The sequence below is a fragment of the bacterium genome (assembly GCA_030648955.1).
Lineage (GTDB): Bacteria > Patescibacteriota > Minisyncoccia > Phycocordibacterales > JAUSHB01 > JAUSHB01.
Genome location: JAUSHB010000007.1, coordinates 15,982 through 40,407 on the forward strand (window position 1 = coordinate 15,982; position 24,426 = coordinate 40,407).

22 protein-coding genes are annotated in these 24,426 nt (G+C 40.8%); 7 read left to right on the plus strand and 15 right to left on the minus strand.

All coding sequences use genetic code 11. From position 1 onward, the window contains the following. Positions 1-12 precede the first annotated feature (12 nt). From Q7S11_01285 to Q7S11_01345, 13 genes are all read right to left on the minus strand, one after another. On the minus strand, positions 13-720 hold the full coding sequence (locus Q7S11_01285) for a methyltransferase domain-containing protein (protein MDO8572385.1): 708 nt from the start codon (positions 718-720) through the stop codon (positions 13-15). 7 nt (positions 721-727) lie between these two features. Continuing rightward, on the minus strand, positions 728-1,534 hold the full coding sequence (locus Q7S11_01290) for a polysaccharide deacetylase family protein (protein MDO8572386.1): 807 nt from the start codon (positions 1,532-1,534) through the stop codon (positions 728-730). Next, complete coding sequence (locus tag Q7S11_01295; GenBank protein ID MDO8572387.1) at positions 1,531-5,532, minus strand: glycosyltransferase; 4,002 nt, start codon at positions 5,530-5,532, stop codon at positions 1,531-1,533. The genes Q7S11_01290 and Q7S11_01295 overlap by 4 nt, the downstream gene beginning before the upstream one ends. 8 nt (positions 5,533-5,540) lie before the next feature. Next, entirely contained in the window at positions 5,541-6,278 is a 738-nt protein-coding gene (locus tag Q7S11_01300) for a glycosyltransferase family 2 protein (protein MDO8572388.1), read from the minus strand. Then, positions 6,271-6,690, minus strand: coding sequence for a GtrA family protein (locus tag Q7S11_01305; GenBank protein ID MDO8572389.1), 420 nt, complete (start codon positions 6,688-6,690; stop codon positions 6,271-6,273). Before Q7S11_01305 ends, Q7S11_01300 begins: the two co-directional genes overlap by 8 nt. A gap of 284 nt (positions 6,691-6,974) precedes the next feature. Next, positions 6,975-7,217 carry a type II toxin-antitoxin system HicA family toxin gene (locus Q7S11_01310; protein MDO8572390.1) on the minus strand — a complete coding sequence of 81 codons (243 nt, stop codon included), beginning with the start codon at positions 7,215-7,217 and terminating at the stop codon, positions 6,975-6,977. Then, entirely contained in the window at positions 7,210-7,437 is a 228-nt protein-coding gene (locus tag Q7S11_01315; protein MDO8572391.1) for a type II toxin-antitoxin system HicB family antitoxin, read from the minus strand. Before Q7S11_01315 ends, Q7S11_01310 begins: the two co-directional genes overlap by 8 nt. 141 nt (positions 7,438-7,578) lie before the next feature. Continuing rightward, positions 7,579-8,469, minus strand: a complete 891-nt coding sequence (locus tag Q7S11_01320) for a hypothetical protein (GenBank protein ID MDO8572392.1) — start codon at positions 8,467-8,469, stop codon at positions 7,579-7,581. Positions 8,470-8,491: 22 nt separating this feature from the next. Further along, positions 8,492-8,977 carry a hypothetical protein gene (locus tag Q7S11_01325; GenBank protein MDO8572393.1) on the minus strand — a complete coding sequence of 162 codons (486 nt, stop codon included), beginning with the start codon at positions 8,975-8,977 and terminating at the stop codon, positions 8,492-8,494. A gap of 101 nt (positions 8,978-9,078) precedes the next feature. Next, positions 9,079-10,599, minus strand: coding sequence for a glycosyltransferase family 39 protein (locus Q7S11_01330; GenBank protein MDO8572394.1), 1,521 nt, complete (start codon positions 10,597-10,599; stop codon positions 9,079-9,081). Then, complete coding sequence (locus tag Q7S11_01335; GenBank protein MDO8572395.1) at positions 10,596-12,167, minus strand: polysaccharide deacetylase family protein; 1,572 nt, start codon at positions 12,165-12,167, stop codon at positions 10,596-10,598. Before Q7S11_01335 ends, Q7S11_01330 begins: the two co-directional genes overlap by 4 nt. A 10-nt stretch (positions 12,168-12,177) precedes the next feature. Continuing rightward, positions 12,178-14,214 (minus strand): glycosyltransferase, encoded by a 2,037-nt coding sequence (locus tag Q7S11_01340; protein ID MDO8572396.1) that lies wholly within the window; start codon positions 14,212-14,214, stop codon positions 12,178-12,180. Further along, entirely contained in the window at positions 14,207-14,626 is a 420-nt protein-coding gene (locus Q7S11_01345) for a GtrA family protein (protein ID MDO8572397.1), read from the minus strand. Before Q7S11_01345 ends, Q7S11_01340 begins: the two co-directional genes overlap by 8 nt. Before the next feature lie 322 nt (positions 14,627-14,948). On the opposite strand from Q7S11_01345, the gene Q7S11_01350 reads away from it, so the two are divergent. Beyond that, a complete protein-coding gene (locus tag Q7S11_01350) occupies positions 14,949-15,662 on the plus strand; it encodes an alpha/beta hydrolase (GenBank protein ID MDO8572398.1) in 714 nt (237 codons plus the stop codon). Positions 15,663-15,724: 62 nt separating this feature from the next. Here the strand turns inward: Q7S11_01350 and Q7S11_01355 are convergent, their stop codons facing one another. Next, positions 15,725-16,123 carry a hypothetical protein gene (locus Q7S11_01355; GenBank protein ID MDO8572399.1) on the minus strand — a complete coding sequence of 133 codons (399 nt, stop codon included), beginning with the start codon at positions 16,121-16,123 and terminating at the stop codon, positions 15,725-15,727. A 68-nt stretch (positions 16,124-16,191) separates the two neighbouring features. On the opposite strand from Q7S11_01355, the gene Q7S11_01360 reads away from it, so the two are divergent. From Q7S11_01360 to Q7S11_01380, 5 genes are read left to right on the plus strand one after another with little or no spacing between them, the layout of a single operon-like run. Then, the gene (locus Q7S11_01360; protein ID MDO8572400.1) at positions 16,192-16,389 is read left to right on the plus strand and encodes a helix-turn-helix transcriptional regulator; all 198 of its coding nucleotides are present in this window, start codon (positions 16,192-16,194) and stop codon (positions 16,387-16,389) included. Continuing rightward, positions 16,386-16,751 (plus strand): hypothetical protein, encoded by a 366-nt coding sequence (locus tag Q7S11_01365; protein ID MDO8572401.1) that lies wholly within the window; start codon positions 16,386-16,388, stop codon positions 16,749-16,751. The genes Q7S11_01360 and Q7S11_01365 overlap by 4 nt, the downstream gene beginning before the upstream one ends. A gap of 41 nt (positions 16,752-16,792) precedes the next feature. Continuing rightward, a complete protein-coding gene (locus Q7S11_01370; GenBank protein MDO8572402.1) occupies positions 16,793-17,806 on the plus strand; it encodes a thioredoxin family protein in 1,014 nt (337 codons plus the stop codon). A 1-nt stretch (position 17,807) separates the two neighbouring features. After that, positions 17,808-18,608: a cytochrome c biogenesis protein CcdA gene (locus Q7S11_01375; protein ID MDO8572403.1), complete on the plus strand. Its 801-nt coding sequence runs from the start codon at positions 17,808-17,810 to the stop codon at positions 18,606-18,608. 10 nt (positions 18,609-18,618) lie between these two features. Next, positions 18,619-19,755, plus strand: a complete 1,137-nt coding sequence (locus Q7S11_01380; GenBank protein MDO8572404.1) for a redoxin family protein — start codon at positions 18,619-18,621, stop codon at positions 19,753-19,755. A 123-nt stretch (positions 19,756-19,878) separates the two neighbouring features. Here Q7S11_01380 and Q7S11_01385 read toward each other — a convergent pair whose 3' ends face one another. Further along, complete coding sequence (locus Q7S11_01385) at positions 19,879-23,103, minus strand: Ig-like domain-containing protein (GenBank protein ID MDO8572405.1); 3,225 nt, start codon at positions 23,101-23,103, stop codon at positions 19,879-19,881. A 207-nt stretch (positions 23,104-23,310) separates the two neighbouring features. Between Q7S11_01385 and Q7S11_01390 the strand changes: the two genes are divergently transcribed. Beyond that, a partial coding sequence (locus tag Q7S11_01390; protein MDO8572406.1) for a hypothetical protein occupies positions 23,311-24,426 on the plus strand: 1,116 nt, incomplete at its 3' end.

The window sequence follows — 24,426 nt, forward strand, 5'->3', positions numbered from 1 at the left end:
TATGGTGTATAATTATTTTTTCTGTATTACTCCCGCCGACACGATTGCGTATCTTGGATCGTTGTACGATAATTCTTCAGCAGAAAGTTCCTCTGCCGCAAGCCCAACCCAAAACGCCTGACCGGAGAGAACATTTCCATATGAGGTGGTTTCAATATTACCATCGGGTAGATATTTTTTAAACAAATATTTGAGTCCTGCCGGCGTATATCTCCAGAAACAATGCGCGGGGTCCTGTGCTACCCCCATTGCAGACACCGTCACAAGAATAACTCCACCTGGTTTCAATATTCGAAGTAATTCTTGAACCGCTCCCTCATGGTTATCAATAACACCAAGCGTGTGAGTAAGTATCACACAATCATAAGTGTCGTTTAAAATGTCGGGGATGTCTCTCAAGTCGCCATAAATATTTGCTTGAGTATTGTCGGCATTGATGTCAAGAACATCGCTTTTTGTAACATGAGAACCGCCGAATTTCTTTGTGTAATAATTGTCATGTATCTCAAGACACACGCCCTTTATGTGCGCGGCATGCAGACGAATAAACTGCTCAATATATGAACGATCTACTGGCGTTCCGCGATCGAAACCAAACTTCGCGCTTATTGGTCGAAGAGATTTTGCGGGGAAGAGAAAATACCCCTTTTTGGGGAAAAGGTTTTTTGTGACGAACGCTCGTATTGAACGCATTGTGTTTATAATAATGTTTTGATTCATAAATTATTTATCTCTTCAATAGCGCGCCCAAATATTTTACCCGCTGGCGAAATGAAATGACGAGTGGTGATGTTAAGTATTTAAACTCGATAAATGAATGTGTCCTATCGACACCGATACGAAAAACCTTCATTGGATCATCTCCCGTATTTACAAAACCTTCATCCATCGAGAATGCTAGATTATATCCAGCTTGCTTAACGGATTGAAGAATCTCATCAGAATAAACACCCTTGGGATATGCAAAATATTTTATGGGGAAACCCAATATCGACTCGAGTTTTAATTTTGATTCAATAATTTCCAAATCTCGCTCCTCTTTTGATAACGATGAAAAATCTTGATGGGTCATGCTATGACACCCAATATCCCATCCACTTTTTTTAAGTTCCTGAATCTCGCTTAACGAAAGAAATGGTCGATCACCGCCAAGTTCATTCTGATTTGCATGCGGGGAATCTCCCAACACTAAAGAAACTGGTTTTATTCCTCTCTCTTTAAAATATTCCTTCGTCCGTAAAATATCTTTATACCCATCATCAAATGCAATAAGGAAGGATGGTTCTTTAATAACATGTTTCCCGCTTACGTGCAGGAAGAGGTCATCTATCGATATTGCCTTGCGATGTAGTCGTAAAAATTCAATCTGCTTTTTAAGTTCATCGAAATTCTCGCTAAATCGCCATACATCTTCGGCGATACTGTGATAACAAAAAACCACAACACCCTTTGGGGGCACGCGCAACACCCCACCGATTGTCCCAAGGGTGACGTAAATTATTCGACGGATCAATATATATATTCGAAACATCATACGGAATCTACTAAAGAAGTTTTATAATTAACCGGTAAAAATTTAGGTTTTAAAATAATATCAACAAATGCATCACTACTTTTTTGCCATTCAAAATTTGCAGCCCATACAACTCCTTGAGTAGAAAGGGTTTCCCTCTTTAATTCGTCGAGAAGTAACTGCTTAATAGTTTTTGCCAATACATCTATTTTCCCATAAGGTACCAAAATACCAGTCTCACCGTCCCGTACAGAATCACGCAACCCTGGCACATCCGATGCGATGACAGGTGTCCCACAAGCATTTGCTTCGATGGTTGTTATCCCCCACCCCTCCATCATCGACGGATTGACGAACACCCACGATGCTCGCATAATATCGCGCTTATTCTCTTCGGTTACTTTTCCAAGAAATGATACCTTGGACACGATGCCAAGTTCTCCCGCAAGACGCTTTAAACTATCTCCTTCGTCACCATCCCCGCCTATCACAAGTTGTGCTTCCGGTATCGATTCGAGAACATCCACAAATGCCCTAAGGAGTAAGTCGACAGACTTATAGTCCTTCAATCGACCAACATAAGAAACTATCGGCACTAATGATTTTACACCAGGTGAAAGAAATTCGAGATCTACCCCGGGATGCACAACGTGTATTTCTTTGTCGGTGATCTTAAGTGCTTCCATATCATGCTTTGACGACTCTGACACCGTAATAAAATTGCTATGCCGATACACAAGTGGCATGAATCTTTTTTCCAGAAATCCCGCAAGTATTGCGAGGGGCAAAACGAGCGCCTTTCGGAATACTTCTTGGTGGATATGATGAATGAGACAATAGACTGGTTCTTTCACATACAGGGGGGTAAAAAATGGTACACCATTTTCACAATCTACGATTACATCAAATTTTCCTCGGAATTTAAAGAAATAATATACAAATGCGGCAACATATACACCGTAAAATCCTCCGCGTCGAATGAGCCGTACGCCATCAACAGAGCCGTTGGGTGTTTGCTTACCGTCATTACCAGAAAAAAGAGTTACCGAGTGACCTCCATTCACCCAACGTTTTGCCAATGCGTGAATATATGTTTCAGCGCCACCGGCATGGGAATTCTCGATATCGCGCCAGTTGAATATAAGAATCCTTGCTTGTCCTGGAAGTGGTTTTCGATCTTTTGGTAATTTTTTGAAAACGGAAACGATATCCCGCAGATTTCGATATACATATATAAATGCGTCTTCGGAAAAATAAACTAAAGCAACGGTAAAAAAATAAATGATATTAATGATAAAAATAATATGCACGAACTCATTGATCGATGTATGCGAACTGACGATATTTAAGAACATCAAAACGGACATGAGCAGGGATATGGCCGGATACATATAGTTTTTGCGTGCAAGTTGATAGAGAACGATTGTCGTTGACAAGGTAAAAAGTGTCATGGCTGTTGCATACAGTGATACAAAAGGAACGATCGAACGAGCTTTTTCGCCGAGCAGGAGCGGGACCAAGAATGAACCGAGTAAACTCAATCCTAATCCTCCTGATATCGTAAGAAATGCGGTGCCTGCAAAAATCTTTCCAAATTCCTTGCGCGGACTTGTCCCCTTGCCCACGGCACGGCTTACCACGGTTACAATAAACATATTGAGAAGCGAACCGAAAAAGTAGATCATCTTCCCCACCAAGGAAAGCATTGCGTACCTGCCGGCATCATCCGGACTCAAGTAATGCTTTGCTAAAATCACATCAATACTTAAAAATGCTGCAATCGAAATACCGCTTGCAAATGAAGCACAATAAAAGCTCCCTGGAAACTTTCCCTTTTCAAGTGCCACCCTGGGTGTTTTGCGTAATCTGCGATACACCAAGAGTGCGCCAATCGTTGAACTAACCGAGGCAAGTGCAATAGACGCAGGAATCGCAAAAGATGCAAAATCTTGAAATCCAAATTGTACCAGTGCAATCACCATCGCAAGTTTTGATACAACCTCAAAAAGAACCACAGCGGCCGTTGTTTTAAAATTAAACGTTCCTTGTAAATACCCCTTATTGAATAAATCGAGCGCGCCAAGAATTATGGCTGGAGCAAACGAGATAATTATAATAAAACTCTCCACTTGAAAAAATTGCGCAATCTTCGGGACAAATAAGAGCCACACAAAACTTGAAACCGCTGCCGTTATAAAAACGGGAACCCATGTTCTTCGAAAAAATCGATTACTTGCTCCGATGTGTTTCCCCTCAAGGAAAGAAACAACATGGGTAACCGTCGTTGAAAGTGCGCTTGTGAACAAACTTAATATGTATACAAACGTGCTTATTATTGTCACAATCCCAAATTGTTCAAGTGTTAATTCTCTTCCAAGATATGCATTAAAAATGAAATTTATACTATTCGCCACTATCGAAGAAAATACGAGCGTACCAGCACCCGACTGAAGAAACCCGAAAGTATTGCTAGACGCCTTTTGTACGACAACATCTTTTACCAGAGTTCCGCTCAAATGTAATCCGTGTTGCGTTTTATGCCAATAGTGAGGCTTTACAAATATCTCGTATACGGCTTTCCACGCTGCCAAGCTCATACCAAGCCAATAGAATGGAATTAAAAAAACATATTTAATAATGTCGTTGTACCCTCGCTTGGCGCATCCAGCCATGTAGTAGTAGAGTGAAAGAAAATTGCCGAAAATAAAAGAGAACACGCCAATATAGAGTATGGGCCCTGGAAAAAGAGACTCGATGAAGGGACCCGTCTCTGTGCGAAATATAAAATAAATTGCCGTAGTCACCCACATCACCGGATTAACAAAGAGCGACATGATTTTAGTGCCAACAATAAATTGAAATAGAAATAAGTCCCTCCCTCTTCCCTCTCGGATTAATTTAATTGGATGACGCATGTGAACAAAATACGTTTGTATGTATCCCTTAATCCACCTGCTTCGCTGTTTATACCAGTTGAGCATATCTGAATTTGCTTCCTCGTATGTTGTTGAATCAACGATTGCGGTTCTGTATCCCCTTCGTGAAAGTCTCATGCCAAGATCGCAATCTTCAGTTACATTAAATGCATCCCACCCTGAAAGCGAACGAAGTTTATCGGCACGAAAATGATTGGACGTGCCGCCAAGCGGGATCGGAGCAGAAATCGACTGGAGCCCCGGCAATACAAGATCAAACCACAGTGAATACTCGGCAGTAAACACGCGCGTTAAAATATTTTGATTTGGATTATAAAAATTGAGTTTCGCCTGCACACACACAACTTCCTCAGCGCTCTTTTGAAATGTAATAATCGCTTTTTTGAGCTGATCAGGTTCTGGCACATCTTCCGCATCGTAAATTACAATGTATTCACCGCGTGCATGCCGAAGACCGTAGTTCATCGCCTTTGGTTTCGTTTTTGGCTTTGAGTGTGGTACCACAATAATTTCAAAATGACTCGGTAAATTTGCGTCTTTAATCTTTTTTATCGTTTCTGCATCATCTTCCTCAAGGAGAAATAAGATTTGAAGTTTGTCCGTAGGATAATCAAGCTTTAGCATCGCCTCGGTAAATTGCGGAACAACCTGCCATTCTTTGTATAATGGACAAAATATCGTATAGGTCGGCCATGTATTTTTATCAAAAGCATGGAGCTCTTCCTCGCTTACTTTTATTTCAGGGTGCGTGTGAAATGTTCGATACGTAATAAATGCGCTAAAAAGAAAATCAAAAAAATAAATTGCCGTGAGAATCGAAAACAGCACAACAAGACTTTGATGCCAATCAATGACGAAAACAAGTACAATAAAAATAACAAAGCTTATGAGAAATATTTTTTGTCGTCTGATTAAATTAAAAAAGGCCGTTTCAAAGTGATGCAATTCACTGTGGTGGATAAATTCTTTTCCCTTATATATAAACCCCTCATAGTGTTTCTTGTCGGCAGGTAGAGACATCATGTGTGTATCATGTTCGGGACCGAGTATGTATTGCCAAATTTTTTGTAAAATATTTTTCATGCCAAGATTTACGGTGTTTCTGTGGAATATTTATTGAAAATTCTATTACGAACGATTACCAAAAGCTCGCGAAACGTCTGAAAATAGGATCCGAGAGTAACCTTGGAGCCGATCGGATTAATCCACGCGACAGGCGCTTCCTTGATTTTAAGCTTGTGTTTTCGTGCTATGACCAAAATCTCGATATCAAAGCCAAATCGCTCAATAGTTTGTTTCGGAAAAATTTTATTTGCCGCGGCACAAGTAAAAAGCTTGAAACCTCGCTGTGTATCCTTTATGCCAGAGACGGCGAGGAGTCGAACCAACACGTGAGAAATGCAACCCAGTATTCTTCGATGCCACCCACTGTTTTCTGTCACTGAAGCGTCGTCAAGAGCAATGGAGCCAATAACAACATCGTACCCTCGACCCATTAACCCCATAAATATATCGAGATGTGAAATATCAACGGAATTATCAGCATCCATAAAAAGCCGATATTCTCCATGCGCGGCACGCATGCCCCGATTAACAGAAAATCCCTTCCCACGATTTTTTTCGTTCACTAAAACACGTAAGCGGGAAATCCTATTTTGGTATTCTAAAACTAAATCCGGCGTTCCATCTGAAGAACCATCATCCACGACAATAACCTCATGGAGAAATGTTTTGCCCTTGAAATACTGTTCAATGCTCCCCAGCGTTTCGTGGATTCGCTTAGATTCGTTATATGCGGGGATAATGACCGATATAAATATTTTATTCATGTTTTTTAGAGAATACAAAAAATTTATACCCGATAAAATTCCAGAGGACAACGGCGCCCGTACCGGCAATTGCGCCGATATTCGCAGCAAGATGAGGAGATACTGCGTATACGGCATTGATAGAAAGAAATGCGAAATACGAAATGGAAACATTGAGTAAAAATCCAATGAAACTGACGGTAAAAAAGAAGAATGACTCTTTCACGTGTGGATCTCCTCCGTTTCGAAAAACCCAATATTTATTGAAAAAATAACTATTTGCTACCGCAATTAAAAAAGAAGCGGATTTTAACAAAATATAAAATTCTCCGTTAGTGCCGATACCAAAAAAAAGAATGAGCAGGTTAAGTGCAGTGAAGTCAATTACTGTATTGAGTATCCCAATAATAAAAAATTTTATAAATTCAATCATGCGTATATGAAGAACGTCTTAGGCACACTGAGTCGTTTAAGAAACACGCGATGCAATCAAAGCGCCATATTGGTATACCGCTCCTTCTTTGATTGCACAACATTAAAAGGAAACCCATATTTGTGGTTTCCTTTTAATGTTCGCCGGTTGCGAGAGATTAGTTCAAAAAATGAATCTGCTTACTATTGGCGCCGTATTTACATGTAAATGACTACTGTTAATGTGTATTCTACACGAAATCAACTTATTGTCAAGGTTTTTGCGTTGAAACACAGGACAAAGATTCAGTCAGAATAAAAATGTCTTCGAAGTTCTGATTCTGGAATATACCGCATGGCTTGTTTGAATATGCCTACAACGGCACCTGTTTTCAATTCTTTATGATTCGAAATGAGCAGGACTTGTTTTCTGTTGTTTTCAAAACGCGCAAGCTTCACATGACTTCCCCTCTGGCTCTCGATTGTAAAACTAAAAAGCGCAAATATTTTTATAATTTCCAATCCTGAAAGCCGCCTTGGTTTAGACATGCGCAAGCGTAGGAAGTTCAAAATTTACTAATACTGACGGGGTGGTAGCAAAGCCCAGTTCGGCGAGATTTTCATCTTTTATATACAATCCAACTGCTTCGCGAATATTCGCAGTAAGCTCGTCAAGCGTATCTCCCTGTGTCACGATAGGTACGCCCACGCCCTCTGCAACATAGCCCCCATCGCTCTCGGAGATTTGAAATTGGATGATGTTTCTCATGCCCACCAGTATACCATAGCGAGACTTAGTCATCCACCATGCCATGGTCTCCGCGCGGCCACGTTTACGTTTGGGTAGAAAATCACCCCACCTTCCATTACACAAACAGAACTTGGAAGCCTTGCTTCCAAATTTTGCCCGCTATATTTTCACAATTCTATAATCATCAAACAGAACATCCATGAAATCGGTGCGGATGCCAGCATAGCCTTCGTTTAAGATCGGCACCCCGCCGTAATTTTTGCCGTCATCTTTGGCTTCTGCGACTAATACCCAATTCCCTGTTTTGTCTTTATCAATGAAAAGCTTAATGCTAACTGTATTGTCGGAATTTGTTTTAACTTCGCTTTTTAAACCAATCCATTTAAGGGTAGGGATAAGATTCGGATTAGTGTCGCGATTGTATAACGTATCAGCTTTATAAAACGGCTTATACGCCATAGTGTAATATACCCCCTTTATTTTCTTTTTAATAACAGCCGCCCCATCAACCCGTATACCCGTATAATACAAATTATTGCCATCTTGATAACGATTAACGAGGAGAATGCCGTTTGAAGCATTTCTGTTCGTGCTAGTACTCATGTTTAATTTCACATTTTGGAAAGATGCTTCTTGGCTGAAATTCCTCCATTTGCTTCTGGTAACTAACCGAAAAATATTTTGCGGATGATAACCATTGTCTGTGTCAATCGGATTTGAAGCAGCATAAGTCAAACGCCACTTATTAAATTTTGCAAGTTCTCTCTGAACAGTCTTGCCGATGCCATCTTTGAGATAAAACTGACCCCCGGAATTTAACCACCAATAAGGACTCGAGCTATCATCCATTTTCCCCGCCTCATCAAGAACACCGTCAACTTTGAAAGTGTAATAAAATGGTGAATTTACTATCGCCGCGACTGAAGCCGCCTGTTTATCCGACAACAATATAATATGTGCGGCAATTCTATTAAAATATAGACTCTGCCATGCAAGAATCCCGCCGACAAAGAATACCGTGACTAAAAATCCTAAAAAATACTTTTTCATTTTATTGAGTTTTATTTCTTGTCTAACGATCCAATTGAGCTAATATAAAAATATATACGCAATCATTAGATTTGTCGGCATGAGATTCGTCTTGAATAATAACACCTTCCTTGGAAGGATTAATATCAGTGTTCAACATAAACATTGTCCCAGAATAAAAGATGCTTTCTATTCCTTCGCCCTTGAGAAAGTTATTTATTTCTGAAGCAAATTGCAGAGATTCTTTACTTTGCCTGTTCTCTACATAAATACATTTTAGCTTATTGATTTTTTTAGTTTCTTGTAAGCTTTTTTTTAATTCATCTGATATTCGTCTGGGTTGGAGTGGAATCTCTCCGATATTTACAACCCCTGCCGTTACTCCCCCTCCTTGATCTTGAGAAGAAACATTATAGACGGAGTTCCCGTTACCTCCTTGCTCTTTAAATACAAATGAAAGAAGTCCGATAATTGCTGTTATTATAATTCCGACTATTGTTATTTTTTGATTTCTTGTTAATTTTTTCATTTTATTTAAGAGTATATAATTCATTCAGTTTTGATATTGTTTCCTATGCTACTCAATCCTACCATACCCAAAAGAAAAGTTTTTCATTTTATTTCTAACAATCATTTTTCCAAAAGATTGAGGTAATCCTCTTCATCGGAATTCTTTCTTGTTACACGATATACAATTAAATCGCCGCCATATAATTTAGATAAATTTTCTGTGCGAAATATTTCTGTTAAAATAATATCAAATTCCACAGCCACATCCTGATTAATCTGTGGCTCCTTTAGTGTAGCGCGAACTATGCTGTAATGATCTTTTCTTAAATGAATACGAAAATCTTTTTTAAAGGTAGCTGCATTGTTAATTTTTAGTGTATTACATTTGGAGTACCACGAAACTCTTGGGCGATTAGTTGGAATTGCCCATATTGCACAGCCGTTATTATCTGTGCTATCATAACGAATTGCTTCCGATGCCTTAACATATGCAACAGAATATAGATCCATTTCTTTTGTTCTAAAAAATGAATTAATTTCCTGATAACTATTTACTCCATAAAACATTACACCTAACAAAAAAATTGCTATCAATGAATTAATAAATGCTTTTGGCCAATTTCGCATCAAATAATAAAGACTTGCGATACCTGTTCCCGAGAGAAGAACCATAGGAAAGAAAACGTATCTGGCTTCAGCGTGTACCAACAATCCCGTTACTATGAAATTAAGTAGTCCGATACTCCCAATCCACAGTAAACCTGCATAATTTTCTCGTAAATTTTTTCTAAAAATAATAACGACGGTCACGATAGTACCAATAATCGCAGTAATGCCAAGTGCCCAACCTCCAAGTTCATTTGGCAGCAACCTTATATAGTCTAATAATCCTTCGCCAAGATATTGACGACCCGCGGCTTCACCGCTGCGACTCAAGATGCCCAACAATTTCCCTTCTACAACAAGAGATTGTATAAAATGTGGAACAAATAAAAGAATGGAAATAATGAGCGAAGTTCCCAACTTGGAGTAATCCACACCCTCTTTTTTTATAAATTTAGGTACCAACACAAGGAGTGTTAAGACCCCGATTATTCCGAGTGCGCTCACTACACCGTAACGAAGATAAAAAGCGAGTGCAGCTAATGGTCCAACAAAATATATTACTTTACTTTTACCCGCACTCTCATAATAAATATAGAGCAACCAAAGAATCCCGATTAAAAGACCCGAGGAAGGGACATCATTTTGAAATAACGGGGCTTCCTGTAAAAATAAGGTTGATGTTCCGACAGTAATAGTAATGCCGAGGGCAACAAAAATATTGAACATCCGCTTAAAAAGCAGATGGACAAAAAGAAGAGCTACTGCGCCGAAAATCACACCAAAGAAGCGCACGAAGACTTCAGAATCACCAAAATTGAGGAAAATCCAACCGAAACCGGCCATCCCAATTGGTCTATAAATCTTAAATTCATCGGCAGGCGAACCATCTATCCACGAGCGTGCTTCTGTCAAATATACAGATTCATCATGGCCAAATGGCTGCGAACTGACAAGAGATCCTAGGATAAAAAGTGTACTACCTAAGATAAGGCACGGAATCAAGAAATGCGATAATTTTACTAAAATCTTTTTCATTTTATTTCTTCAACAGAAATTTCTTTGATAACTATATCGCTGTTATTAACCTCTGGATCCCATGTTTCAAAACCGACTCCTCCATGATTAGGTATTTTAATTACACCATCACTCTTTAATGCCACTTCGCCATCTATATAACAATCGACTACATTATCATTCACTCCCATTCCTACTTCACGATTTCTTCCAATAAATACAAATTTTCCTTTTTTCTCCTGTACTAATGTTTTATTTCCTTCTTTCGCATATTCTATTCTTATATACTCGGGCGTAAACTGGCAAGAAACGTGGTTGTCGCTGTCTTTGTATCGAGAAAGTAATGAAAAAGATTTTCCTTTCAATAATCTAATGTTACTTTTAAAAATATAATTTTTCCACAAGTAAGAGCCGTCAAGGAAAACCGAACTTCCCGTTGAAGAATTAGAACCTAGAATCATCGAGGTGTTCTCTATTGATAGTTTTCCATCATTTATTAACCACCCATTATAATTACTAAAATTATCAATATAGGGAAGGTTTTTCTCTTTTGCAGTGTCTAGTACTTTTAACAAATTATCAGAGCTCCAATATGGCCTAACCCCAATTCTTTTAACCAAAAATTGCTCTCCTTCCGGATAATTAAAACTAAAACCTTTCCGCGGCCAAACTTGATAAAAAGACATCGGGTAAACTGATTTTACCGTATCCAAAACAACATTTTCTGCTTCAGGATAATTTTTTGAAATATGGCCAAAATCACCAAAAGGATAGGCAAATCCATTTACATCTACTCCAAATGCTTGATGGATATCATCTTTTGAACCTGCAATATCTGCTTCTATTCGCAGTCTAAATTCTTCATCTGTTTCAATACTTTCCTTATCATGAAGCCATAATTTATTACCGAGAAAGGTTCCCATGGCTCCTTCGCTACTTATAGGATAAAGAGAATGAGCCATTCTGCCATGTGACTGTATTTCCCATCGTTTACTTTTCAGCATCACCCTAAGCTCTTGTGGAGATAAATAATACTTATTTCCGCCTAACGTTATGGAATGTTCGGTATCAATAAACATTACTGCCGTATAACTCAAACTTCTTAGAAGTGGATCCGTTGTATAATAGCTATCTTTTCTGCCATCATCAAACGTTAAGAGAAAGGATTTATCAGGAAGCTCTTTTTCTCCTTTCATAAATTTATAAAAATCTTCAATACTTACTGTTTGCCATCCAGCTTTTTTCAGCGCAAACATTTGTTCCTTAAAATTTTTCAGTAAAATATTCGATCCGTCAGGTTCGTTAATAATGCCGTGGTACAACAAAACAGGAATAGATTTTGCAACATCATTACCTTTAATACTTGGACTAGTGTTAGCAAAAATTGATATTACTGAGGCTGTTAAGTTTTTATCATTAGTATAAGTAAAAGACGATTTATAATGGAGATAGTCAATTACCTGCGATATATGTTGTGCAGTAAATAAATTACTGTCTTTAAGCACAGAAATGCCGATAATAATGCCCATTATCAGCAATAAAATAGTTGCCGAAAACAATATTTTTATATTTTTAAGATAATTTTCCATATTTTTAAATTTATCTTGTTCCCCACCCCCGATCTTGGATGCGGATAGCGGCATAAATAATAATGTAAGAAAAAATTATAATATTTAAAAATGACCATGCATAAAGATAGAGCCAGTGTTTATTTTTTGGAGCATATAAACGATAAAAAATTACGATAATCGTGGTTACCATCATAGAACCAAGAATGTAGTAAATTGGCAATGTTCCTTTAGCAATAGGTGAATAAATCATTGCTCTAAATACCATAAAAGGAGTTAAAAAAGAAATTAGTAATAAAGGGAAAAAATAAAATAAGGCCATAAATAAATGCTGCTTATAAATAAAGCGGGAGGTAAAAATACCGTTAATTATCCATGACTTTTTCCATCGCAATTGTTGTTTAAAAAGTTGTCTTACATTATCAGGAACAATCGTAAAAGCCTTAACCTTGTCTGTATAGATAACTTTATGACCCAATTTTAAGATCCAACTTGTTAAAGCCCTGTCATCACCCCAAGTAACAGGCTTTCCTAGAAACATCTCATTAAGCCATTCGTCTAAAATCGGCAAGACCACACTCTTTCTATAAGCAGAAGAACATCCGCTACAACAAAACACCGACATAAAAACTGATTCCGCGGCCTTTAGTATTCTGAACGACATAAAATAATACGCTGCTTGCATTTTTGTAATAAAATTTTTATTTGCATTTGTTGGATCTGCGTGGGCACAAACAGCGGCAATTTCCAAATTTTGAAACGGCTTTATTAAATTTCTAAAAGTTTTAGGTTCGATATAACTATCACTATCAAGTTGAATGATTATTTCACCTTTTGATATTCTAAATCCTTCTGCCATTCCATACCGTTTGCCTTTATTTATTTTCCAATTAACAATAATAAGATTTTTGTATTTTCTTTTTATTTTCTTTAAAACCTCCATTGTATTGTCTGTACTGCCGTCGTTTATTACAATGACTTCTAGTTTGTTTTTAGGGTAATCTGACTCAAAACATTGAGTTATCGTTTTGTAAATAGCTTCAGCTTCGTTCTTACAAGGAATCACAAAGCTAACAAGTGGCTCATACTCTTCTTTCTGACTATTCTTAATATCAATCACTTTTGATAAAGAGTGATTGTAGAATAAAGAACTGAATAATCTTGAAAAAATAAATGTTGTAACAAAAATTGAATAAACAAAAAGCATTGGATCGTTTTGAAACTCAACGACAGTTTTTGATTTTATTAAAATTAAAAGAAATAATGAAATAATACCGAGAAAAATCAGTATCATTTTGTAAGAAGTTTTAGAAGAGTCAAATCTCAAAAATTTATTTATTTTCACCGAATATTTTCCGAAAACGCGATTTCGAATGATTGTGAAAAGCTCCCAAAGTGTGTGCACATATGAGGTGAGGCTCACTTTTGAACCGCCGGGGTTCACCCAAGCAACCGGGAGCTCTTTCACCGCAAGTCTGTTTTCTTTTGCAATGACAAGAAGCTCGATATCAAAGCCGAAGCGCTCTATGGTCTGGAGGGGAAAAATTGTCTCCGCTGCTTGTGCGGAAAAAAGTTTGAAACCCCGTTGGGTATCCTTAACCTGAAGTTGTGTCGCAGCACGGATGAGAAATTTTGAAAGATCTCCAAGCACTCTTCTGTGCCAACCGTTCTTTTCATGTACTGCCGCATTGAGCGTGCGTATCGAGCCAATTGTTATATCAAATCCTTTGTTCATCCATGGAAGAAACATATCGAGGTGCAAGATATCAACAGAATTGTCCGCATCCATAAATAGTCGATGCGCGCCGGAGGCTACACTCATCCCGTGGCGAACGGAATACCCCTTCCCGCGGTTCTTTTCATTTTCGAGAACACGAAGACCTGGTATACTGCTTTGATACGTGCGGACAATATCGGGTGTGCCATCGTTTGACCCGTCGTCAACCACAATTATTTCGTATTGAAAATTTTTATTGCATAAATATCTCCTGAGGCTCTCAATCGTTACTCCAATACGTTCCGCTTCGTTGTATGCCGGTATGATTATAGAAAGTGCTAAATTACTCATATTGTTTTTTAAAAACAATAAATTTGTACCCGATAAAATTTAAGAGGAAAATAGCACCCGATCCAAAAAGTGCTCCTATGTTTGCCGCAAGACCCGGAGAGACATCCAAGATATGTGTGAGAATGAAGAAAGCGACGGAAGAGATACCGACATTTATAAAAAGCCCCACGGTAGAAATGCTGAGGAATAGAGCCGACTCTTTTATTTCCGGAGAGCCCCGCTTTGCAAAAACCCAATACTTATTAAAGAAAAAGCTGTTTATCACCGCTACAAGAAAGGAGGCAGATTTAAAGACGATATACAACCACCCTTGAGCTCCGCCTATAAAGACGAAAAAAAGTACATTAAGGACAGCAAGATCTACTGCCGTATTCAGCAACCCGACGCAAATAAATTTTATGAGTTCTCGCATATTACATAAACAAAGGAGCTCTAGATTAGTAGCACTAATCTAGAGCTCCTTGTTAGTAAAATTATTATAGATGACGTAAGAACCCAGTTGTTCTATACGTATCACTTAATCTAACACGTTGAAATATTTTGTCAACCCCGCGTACCGGTAAATTCCTCAGTATGGGAGAATCTACTGGGTTTAGGGAAGAACCCGCGCGGGCAAAAACTTTATAAAACAGGCGGGATATGAGGTAAGTCTTGTTGACACAGGTATTTTGCCCGAGTTTCGTTAACATTCAATACCCCTTTGCTCATTACGAGTAAGGGGGTATTATTTATCCATGGAAACTTATGAGATAAAGGGTCTTTTTTCAGATATTGTAAAAATATATCATTACCCGAGCATTCGTTCGTCAAATAATATCATTTTGGTGCTAAAAGGTATTTATAGTGAACATGTGCCGAGGGAAGAAGTGCTGAACTTTTCCTGGGATCATGAGCTCGTAAAACTGATGCGTGACAATTATCACCTGATCTTTGTGCGAACTTCTCGATTGAAAGATAGGAACGAAAGAGATGCTTTTGTTGGTAAAACGTTTAAACAAGAGTGTGTCGAGATTGAGAATGCCTTTGAGTACTGCAATAAAAATATTTTCTCACAAGATTACAGATGGGGGTGCGTGAGTATGTCATTCGGAGGCACGACCCTTCTTGGTATTCCGGAAGTACTTTCTGAAATGCAAGTGGTAATTATGGCGGGAAGTGGTTGTGGTAAAAGTCCCACAACAATAAAACCTTTACTATCTTCCTTGCCACACACAGAACAATTACTTCATTCTCTTGATAACTATCGCGGCGTATTTATTTTTCTACACGGAGTAAACGACACCGTTGTCCCGAAAAAATCCCAACAGTTAATCTATGAAAGGGCGGTGTCCGCAGCTAAACGTAAATGGGTTGAACTCCAAAATCTCGACCATACCCTCCGTGATATGTACACAGGGAAATCCAGCGCGGCAAATATTATGTCTCAATATATTAGAAAAATTTTTTGATACGATTTTCCCTCACTACTTATAAAGGAAGTAGGCCAATCATTGCGTATCAGCTTACAATCTCACGCGACATTTTTCTTTGGCGGATTTGCAAAAGTAATTTCCGGCAAACGAACAATTGTCTCGGCAGGGATACTCAGTTCCTTTTCGTATACTAGATCAATACTGCCAAAAACAGCTTTTTCGAAATCAAAATTTAATTCATTGGATATTCCTCGCACTATTTTCTCATTTGCTCCCTCAACCTCTACAAATGGATTTAATCCAGGACATGTATCAATCGTTACTTCCACTCCGTCACGCATCCATACCTCACGCATATTTTCTTGAAATGCTTTTGCGGGAGTATTACATGCTTCAAAATATTCCTGATTTTTATCCCATCTGTTTTGTAAAGTCTTTGCCCCGCGCGGATTCCTCCCCACACTCTTTCGACAGTGGCTCAAGCCATTTATCCACATCTCTTATGTAAAGTAAACTTGACATTCACATGTCCTTCGATATTATGTGAAGATGTATGAAAGAGTTATTGGTAAGCAACATTACGGAATTAAGAAAAAAATCGGGTGTCACCCAGGAGGCACTCGCGGGAGCAGTTGGCGTAACACGTCAGACGATAATTGCAATTGAGCGTGGTAATTACTCCCCTTCTATATTACTTGCGCTCAAATTAGCAAAATTTTTCAAAAAGTCCGTTGAAGATATTTTTATTCTAAAACATGTATGAGAAATGAATCTCTGCAAGAAATCATGGTCGCACTAGCGCTTGGATTCCTTCTTTTGTTTTTTATTGATCCATTCATGCTTTTTATGCCGGATGTCGTGATGATGATAATCATGGGTGGATTGATTGTGGCATTCGGCATATTCGCCATGTTTGTATGGAAAGAACACCCCACGGACGAACGCGAATCGCTCCATAGCATGATTGCAGATAGGGTTGCATTCCTTGCAGGGGGTGGAGCATTGGTGGCAGGAATTATCATTCAAACACTTCGCCACAATGAAGCCCTTTGGCTTGTACTCGTGCTCGGAATAATGATCGCCGCAAAAATAGCAGGTCTCATGTGGGCACGAATGAAATTATGAGTTTTTATTATGTATCAGTTTATTAATTAATAGTTAGTCATATGAATACAAAAAATCAACATGGTTCAAAAAAACTTTTCGCGGGAGGATTTTCTCCCATCATCGTCGTGATAATTCTTGTAGCACTGGGGGGCGCAGCATTCTATTTCTCACAAAAGAATGTTGCAGAAAAACAAAATTCTGGGGATGTTGTTACTATAAAAAAGAGTGAGGTAGTGATAGACGATAGGATGATGGATGAGATGGGTACGTTGACATATAACTTTGCCACACAGAATAATTCTGGAGAGACAGGAACCGTTACCTTTTCTGAAGCTGGAGAAGATACCACGAAAGTAGTGCTTGCGCTTCTCGGCGCGCCGAAATATGTTTCGCAACCCGCGCATATCCATCTGGGAACATGTAAAACAATTGGAACAGTTTCGCATCCTTTGAAAAATGTCGTTAGTGGAAAATCCGAGACAATTCTCACTATGTCGTATAGTAATCTCTGGAAGGAAGTTCCTTTCTCGGTGAATGTGCACAAATCAGGGGCTGAAGCAAAAATTTATACTGCCTGTGCAGATATTTCCTCTGACCACGCGATGATGAAGGATACTGGGGCACGTGCCCCAAGCGGAGTCGAGGGGATGATGAATCCTTCGACAGGCTCTGGACAAGAAAAAATGATGACAAATTATATGGGAGCAGTTCTTGCAGGAAAGTCATCTCCACTCATCGATTTCAACAAGGGTGATTATGACGCGGCAATTAAAACAAATAAATTGGTAGTACTTTATTTCTATGCCAACTGGTGTCCGATATGTAAAGAAGAAACCGCAAATGCCCTCTTCCCCGCCTTCAATGAATTAACAACCGACAAGGTGGTTGGTTTTCGCATCAACTACAAAGATAGCGACACCGACAAGGATGAAGAAAATTTGGCACGAGAGTATGGTATCCCCTATCAGCACACGAAAGTATTTGTGAAGAACGGCAAGCAAATTTTGAAAGCGCCGGATGGATGGAATAAAGCGCGATATCTCACAGAAATAAACAAAGCACTGGCACAATAATATGGAATACGCCACTCAAACTAACAAAACTAACATGGCAGAAAAACCCAAACGCGACTGGAGTATTTTCTTCTCAAGCGTCTTCTTTGTGTTTGGCTTTTCGCTTGTATTTTCGCTTGTTGGAGTGCTCTTGCAAACCATACTTTCAAATGTTTCCTACACGGTCCAAGAATGGCTAGGCAGAATCGGCGGCATCATTATTATTTTATTCGGGTTTTTCTTACTCGGGTTATTCACGCCGGCGTTTTTGAAACGCGATCATAAAATTTCGATCAAGTACCAATTTCGCTCCCATTATCTGACATCATTCGCTTTTGGCGCAGCATTTGCCGTAGGCTGGACTCCGTGTGTTTCCGCGGCACTTGGCGCAATCTTGGCGCTTGCAACAACGGCGGCAGGAAGTGCGTTTTTACTCCTCTTCGCTTATACGCTCGGGATTGGAATTCCATTTCTTCTGGTCGGACTTTTTACCAATCAAGCCCAAGCGCTTATCAACCGCATGGGGAAAAAACTTCAATATTTCCAATATTTTTTTGGCGTTATGCTGATCGCCCTTGGCGTCCTTGTCTTTACGGGAACTCTCTCGCGCGTCGCAAATCTGGAGTTTCTTACCAATATTCTTCTATCTTTAAATTTGGTAACCTCTATTGGCGGCGGTATTAATTCGCTTACAATTGTTAACTTTGGTATTTCTTTCCTCGCCGGTGTGGGGTCATTTTTAAGTCCGTGCATCTTGCCTCTCATTCCCGGCTTTCTTTCCTACCTTGCTTCTACTGCAGTAAAAAAGGAATCTCTTGCATAACCTAAATACTATGAGTATTCAAAAATCGATCGTGGTGGTGATACTTGTGGCTACCGTTGTTGTGAGTATTTCGTATTTGAATTCTCAGAAAGTTTCGCGTGATTCAATTGGCGGAAAAGTAGAAGTAAAAACAGCTGCCAATGTAATAAATAAAGAGGAGAAGGATAGAAAATATCCGGTCGCAAAAGAAATCACGACACCTGATGGTTTCATCAACACACCGCAAGCCGCTGACGGATCTGCAAAACCGATCACCATCGGAGAATTTATCGGGAAAAAAGTCGTGCTCCTCGATATCTGGACCTATTCATGTATTAATTGCCAACGTACAACACCCTACCTCAATGCCTGGTATAAAAAATATGAGGATAACGGTCTTGTTATTATCGGGCTCCATACTCCGGAGTTTGAGTTTGAAAAAATTTACAAAAATGTCGCCGAAGCGACAAAAAGATTGGACATTAAATACCCGGTGGTACTTGATAACGACTATTCTACATGGGATGCGTATGACAACCGATTCTGGCCCCATAAATATCTCATTGATATTGACGGCTATATTGTGTACGACCATATCGGAGAAGGCGGATATGGAGAGGCCGAAAAAAGAATTCAGAAAGCCCTTCTTGAGCGTTCACAGAAACTTGGAATTGCTGAAGTGATTCCCCAAACGATTCTCAATAAAAATGAGGTGGACAGTACCACAGCGGGCAATGTGGGAAGTCCTGAAGTGTATTTTGGCTCTGGGAGAAATTCGCTTCTCGTAAACGGACTGTCCGGAAAAACGGGCTTACAAACATTTATTCGCCCCCAAAATTCGTCCCTCAATCATCTCAACCTTGTGGGAACATGGAATATCCAAGATGAATTCGCCGAAAACACGGAGAGCAACGCGCGCATCATATTCGGCTACAAAGCGCAATATATATACATGGTCGCCTCGGCTGAAAAAGAAGTGCGAGCAAAAATTCTCGTTGATGGAAAGGTTGTTGAAACACCGGGTAAAGATGTTGATGAAAATGGGTTTGTAGTAATACAAGGAGATCAGCTCTACACTCTCGTTGCAAACATAACTTCAGAGGAACACATACTCGAGATTATTATTGAGAACCCAGGGTTGCGAGCATTTACCTTTACGTTTGGATAGAATTGCAAAAAATCCTCGACATATCTCGGATATGCCTCGATATTTTTTCTTCGTCTCGCTCGAAATTTTAACGACTTAACGGAAGACTTTAATTTGGGGTGGTATAAATTATTGAAAAGTTGCTCATTGGCTCCGCGCTACGCCAAGTGTCGCAAGCTTCTCAATAAGTCCCTTCAATATTTTCATAAGTTCAAGTACCTGTTTCTGAAGTGAAGCCACGAGCACTTCACGGTCAGTGGATATTCCTCCACTGCCTCCCCCTTCTGCACCTTGTGCTGAGCTTGTCGAAGCATAGAGTTCATTTAACTTGGCACGGGTTCCGGGACCGGCAAGACCGTAGCCAGTGGTATCGGGAGCTCCTGTGGTAACAAGGTTGTATTTTTTCTGAAACTTTTTTACTGCCTGCGTGGTGAGCTGTCCATAGTAGCCGGTTGCCTCTCCGCTTAAACTGCCGTCGGCGATGAGCATCTCCTGAAGTTTTTTCACTTCATCACTTTGTTGTCCAATACCAAAGGGACCAGTGAGTCGCGAGTGGCTAATAATTTGTTGTGTGGTTGGTTGATTCGTCTGTTGGTTCGCCGGTTGAGAAGAAGCGCTGGGATATGCATTGCCTCCCGTTCCCGCGCTATTGGCTGTACCCGCGGATGATGTGGTGCTTCCCAAAGTATCACCCACTCCTCCATTACCACTTCCACCTCCACCACCCGATGAGGCACTGCTTCCACCGCCACCGCCTCCACCACCGCCGGTCGTACCCGCCGATGACGTGGTGCCTCCCGAGGTGCCACTCGATCCCAAACTGCCGGTTGCAACACCGCCAGTTGATGAGCCCGAAGAACCTGAAGTGGGTGGGGCTTGTGTGGTGAAGGAAATTTTGGACGGGTCAGAATAAATCCCTAGATCGTCCACGGTGTACACGGTGTAATAATAAGTGACACCTGCGGTTACGGATGCATCTCGATAGTATGTCGCAGACGGATCAGTGAGCGTGACAAGAAGTGAGGACGAGTCGGTATTAGTAGGGTATGTTAGCAAGGAGCGGTAGATTTCGATTCGAGCTACAAAATCATTTTTTGGAGCTTCCCAAGAGAGAGCCACTGATCCGTTGGATGCCTGAAGATTATTCACCGTGGAAGGCTTTCCTTTGGTGGTGGTGAATGTAACAAGAGATGACGTCGCAGTATTCCCCGAAGTATCTGCGGAGCTTACGCGATATGAGTAGGTAGTGCGACGCTTAAGATTGATAAGCGACATGCTATGAGAAGTGACGGGCGAAGAATTGTTGAGTTGTTGCGTAAGAAGCGTGGAAGAAGTCCCGTAGATCACACGTGATACGGCCAATTCATTCGTCGTCCAAGAAATGAGCGCTGATGAAGTAGTAATGTTTGACGCGGTTATTCCCGAGAGAGTCGGTGGTGTGGTATCAAGCGGGAGCACAATACTGTTCAATACCGTAACAATAGACCCTACCGATGTAGTGGTATTACCAGCATTATCACGTGCTACTGCGATGAGTGTGTGGGAGCCATTTCCTACAGAGGTTGTATTCCAACTTACGGAGTACGGTGTGCTAGTGTCTTCGATTCCGAGGTTTACATTGTCAATCTTAAATTGAACACCGATGACACCCACGTTGTCAGAGGCGGTGGCAGAAACAGTGACTGTGTTTGATACCGTGGTGCCGCTTGCAGGTGTGGAAAGTGAGACTGTTGGCCGAGTGGTATCAGGGACGATGATTACCGCAGTCGTGGTAGCAGAAACGGGAGATGATTGAGGTGACGAGCTCCCCCCGGTAATAATCGCGGATACCGTGTAACTATATGAGGTTCCCGATAAAAGATTTGTGTCATTGTATGATGTAGTGACCACGGATGCGATTTGTGTGCCATTGCGATAAATGTTGTAGCCCGTGACTCCTACGTTAGCAGTAGAACTATTCCACGACAGATTGATTTGCGAAGTTGAAACCGTAGTGGCTAAGAGTCCCGTTGGTATAGCTGATGTGGTGGGAACAGGAGAGGGAGTGCCCGTTGCGGAAGGAAGGGCGTTTACAAATTCAATAAGTGAGTTTGGGTCTGACGATACGCGCCAGTCTCGTTCTTTATTTTGATTGAACCAGAGCCATCCGACAACTTCAGGATATTTATAGAGTTGTACCGTGAGCGCATCTTTGATCCACGCAGCCTTTCCCGGGCCTCCCGCTGAAGCAAAAGAAAAAATATAGACCGGCTTGTTGTACTGCTTCAGACGTGTGAGAGAGTTGCTAAATGCTTGTGCGAATGTCTGCTCCTCTACCCCGCCAAAATTAAATCCGTCCACCCCGACATAGTCAACAACATCATCACCGGGATAATAAAGCTCCATTTGATTTGTCGCAATGTTGGGTACTGAACCATTGTTGGGCGACCACCCAAATTTTACATTAGGGATGTCTTTAAAAAATTTATGAAGGTAGCGATACGCGGCAATGAGTTTTTCGGGAGTATTTGTTCCAACACCACCTCCCCACGGCATCCATTTTCCATTGAACTCTGAATACGGGATGATGATGATGGGACCGCCATATGTTTTTGCTCCCGCAGCAAAGTTTGTGAAATAAGAATCAAGTTTCCCCGTAAGAACCGCGTCAAAAGAAAATTCCGGCTGTGTGAAAGGGTCCCGTGTGTAATCACTTGCTTCCCAAAAAAGGACCATTGTTCTTCCTTTGTCGCGAATACGTGCTCCGTAATAAAAAGGAAATTGTGTTTCATTGCCCCAATGCACAAAAACCATTTCCATGTCAGGTTTTTTGTTGGTAAGCGCTTCAAATTCTGTGATCGAGGTAGCTTGCCATCCTGTATACACTCCCCACTTCATCCATGGTGGCATTTTGCCCGGAACAACAGTTGTTGGAGGTGGCGTTACGGGAGTTGGTGTTGGAGTTGTGCCAGATTGTCTGCATTCCGGGACTGCAATTGAGACCTCGCTCGAATAAACATTAACATCGGATCGTACTGCCTCGATACGGTAGAAAAATGTCCCGACACCGTAGTCGCTTCTCCATAGTACGTCGACATAACGAGTATCTCTAATTTGGCTATCAAGAATTCCGCTCCATGGTACGCTTGAAATGTTTTTTCTCTGAATCCTGTAATAGAGCGCACCGGTCTGTGACTTCCATGTAAGAGTTATTTCGGGTAAATTATTCACACAACGAACGGTTGCCGCATTTTGCACAAACGCTCCCGTCTCTTGCGCGAACGCCTGTTGATGGAAAACATCAACGGTGCTTCGAGTAATCACAAAAAACGCAGATATAAAAATAATACATCCTACTCCCCAAATAATTTTGTTATGTTTGCTTGCCATAGTCTCCTACCTTACTATAAATTCTAGTTGAACTCCAGCACGTGCACTGTGGATTCATTTGCACAATATCCCCACGTCAAAATATCCCCCTATGTAGCCCTATTTACCCACCATCTTCTCCGTGCTACCCTTACTCCAGATCTCCACAAAAAATTGTGGAGTTGATTGTTTCTTTGACAGACCAATACAGACCTATAGGAGGTCATCATGCAACGCACACAGTACTCTCTTCGACTCTGGATTATCGGGAGCATCTTCGCTCTCTTCTCATCCGCATCTTTTGCTATTGTTCTGCACGATGCAGTGCAGGCAACGGCAAACCTAAACACTCGTTCTACACCAAGCGCTTCGGGCACTCTTATCGCCACCATGCCTTCTGGCAGTACGGGAACGACAGACAACGGCTCGACAGTGGCAGACGGATACACGTGGTGGTACATGAGATGGAGCACGGGACAGCAAGGGTGGTCAATACAAGACTATCTCACCACTGTCTCGCCAAGTCTCATCGCGTACAGCGACAAGCTCGAGTACGGTTGGTATCTATACCCTTGGGCAAACACATCAGCCAACACTCTGTCTTCAACACACCAATATGGAACGAGTGGCATACAAGTAACTACCTATGCCTCATGGGCTCGCCTCTATCTCAAAACGAATGGATTCAATACGGCAACGTACGGAAGTCAGACGCTTCGTTTTTCGGTGAACGGCGGAAGTCTCGCGGGGCAAAATTTGTATGTTGCTCTCTATGATACAGGTGGCGCGCCAATGCAGTATGTGAATGTTGCCGCGTATGTGAACGGAGGAAATCTTTCTCCTGCACAATGGTATGACGTAGCAATACCGCTCACCGATATCAACGCATCAAATCGCATCGTAGGCGGATTCGTTATTGAAGCCGCGCAAGCAATGACGTTTTATGTCGATGACATCTGGTTCCCCTCTTTCCTCTCCTCTACCAAATGGACGCCGACAGCTCCAACAATCACAGGAGTGAGTGTTAACTGTTCGCCGAGTTCCATTGAGATATATCAAGCTTCACAATGCAATGCGATAGTAAACGGCACAGGAAGTTACAACAGTGCCGTTACGTGGAGCACTAATACCGGGTCAATTAATTCATCCGGATTTTTTACAGCTCCAGCGTATACAACTACTGCAACTGTAACCGCAACAAGTGTGCAAGATGCATCAAAATCTAGCACGACATATGTTACCGTCACCGCTCCCCTTCCTCCACAAGCAAGCCAAGCAGGAAGCATCGTATACAGTGAGACAATCGGCTGGGGATGGGATGTTGGAACGTGGCCCAATGTCATC

Coding starts and splice junctions, on each gene's coding strand:
- Q7S11_01325 (MDO8572393.1), bottom strand. CDS start 8,977: ATGAAAAAATTAACAAGAAATCAAAAAATAACAATAGTCGGAATTATA.
- Q7S11_01385 (MDO8572405.1), bottom strand. CDS start 23,103: ATGGCAAGCAAACATAACAAAATTATTTGGGGAGTAGGATGTATTATT.
- Q7S11_01380 (MDO8572404.1), top strand. CDS start 18,619: ATGAGTATTCAAAAATCGATCGTGGTGGTGATACTTGTGGCTACCGTT.
- Q7S11_01285 (MDO8572385.1), bottom strand. CDS start 720: ATGAATCAAAACATTATTATAAACACAATGCGTTCAATACGAGCGTTC.
- Q7S11_01365 (MDO8572401.1), top strand. CDS start 16,386: ATGAGAAATGAATCTCTGCAAGAAATCATGGTCGCACTAGCGCTTGGA.
- Q7S11_01290 (MDO8572386.1), bottom strand. CDS start 1,534: ATGATGTTTCGAATATATATATTGATCCGTCGAATAATTTACGTCACC.
- Q7S11_01330 (MDO8572394.1), bottom strand. CDS start 10,599: ATGAAAAAGATTTTAGTAAAATTATCGCATTTCTTGATTCCGTGCCTT.
- Q7S11_01375 (MDO8572403.1), top strand. CDS start 17,808: ATGGAATACGCCACTCAAACTAACAAAACTAACATGGCAGAAAAACCC.
- Q7S11_01300 (MDO8572388.1), bottom strand. CDS start 6,278: ATGAATAAAATATTTATATCGGTCATTATCCCCGCATATAACGAATCT.
- Q7S11_01310 (MDO8572390.1), bottom strand. CDS start 7,217: ATGTCTAAACCAAGGCGGCTTTCAGGATTGGAAATTATAAAAATATTT.
- Q7S11_01350 (MDO8572398.1), top strand. CDS start 14,949: ATGGAAACTTATGAGATAAAGGGTCTTTTTTCAGATATTGTAAAAATA.
- Q7S11_01305 (MDO8572389.1), bottom strand. CDS start 6,690: ATGATTGAATTTATAAAATTTTTTATTATTGGGATACTCAATACAGTA.
- Q7S11_01335 (MDO8572395.1), bottom strand. CDS start 12,167: ATGGAAAATTATCTTAAAAATATAAAAATATTGTTTTCGGCAACTATT.
- Q7S11_01370 (MDO8572402.1), top strand. CDS start 16,793: ATGAATACAAAAAATCAACATGGTTCAAAAAAACTTTTCGCGGGAGGA.
- Q7S11_01320 (MDO8572392.1), bottom strand. CDS start 8,469: ATGAAAAAGTATTTTTTAGGATTTTTAGTCACGGTATTCTTTGTCGGC.
- Q7S11_01345 (MDO8572397.1), bottom strand. CDS start 14,626: ATGCGAGAACTCATAAAATTTATTTGCGTCGGGTTGCTGAATACGGCA.
- Q7S11_01295 (MDO8572387.1), bottom strand. CDS start 5,532: ATGAAAAATATTTTACAAAAAATTTGGCAATACATACTCGGTCCCGAA.
- Q7S11_01340 (MDO8572396.1), bottom strand. CDS start 14,214: ATGAGTAATTTAGCACTTTCTATAATCATACCGGCATACAACGAAGCG.
- Q7S11_01315 (MDO8572391.1), bottom strand. CDS start 7,437: ATGAGAAACATCATCCAATTTCAAATCTCCGAGAGCGATGGGGGCTAT.
- Q7S11_01355 (MDO8572399.1), bottom strand. CDS start 16,123: ATGTGGATAAATGGCTTGAGCCACTGTCGAAAGAGTGTGGGGAGGAAT.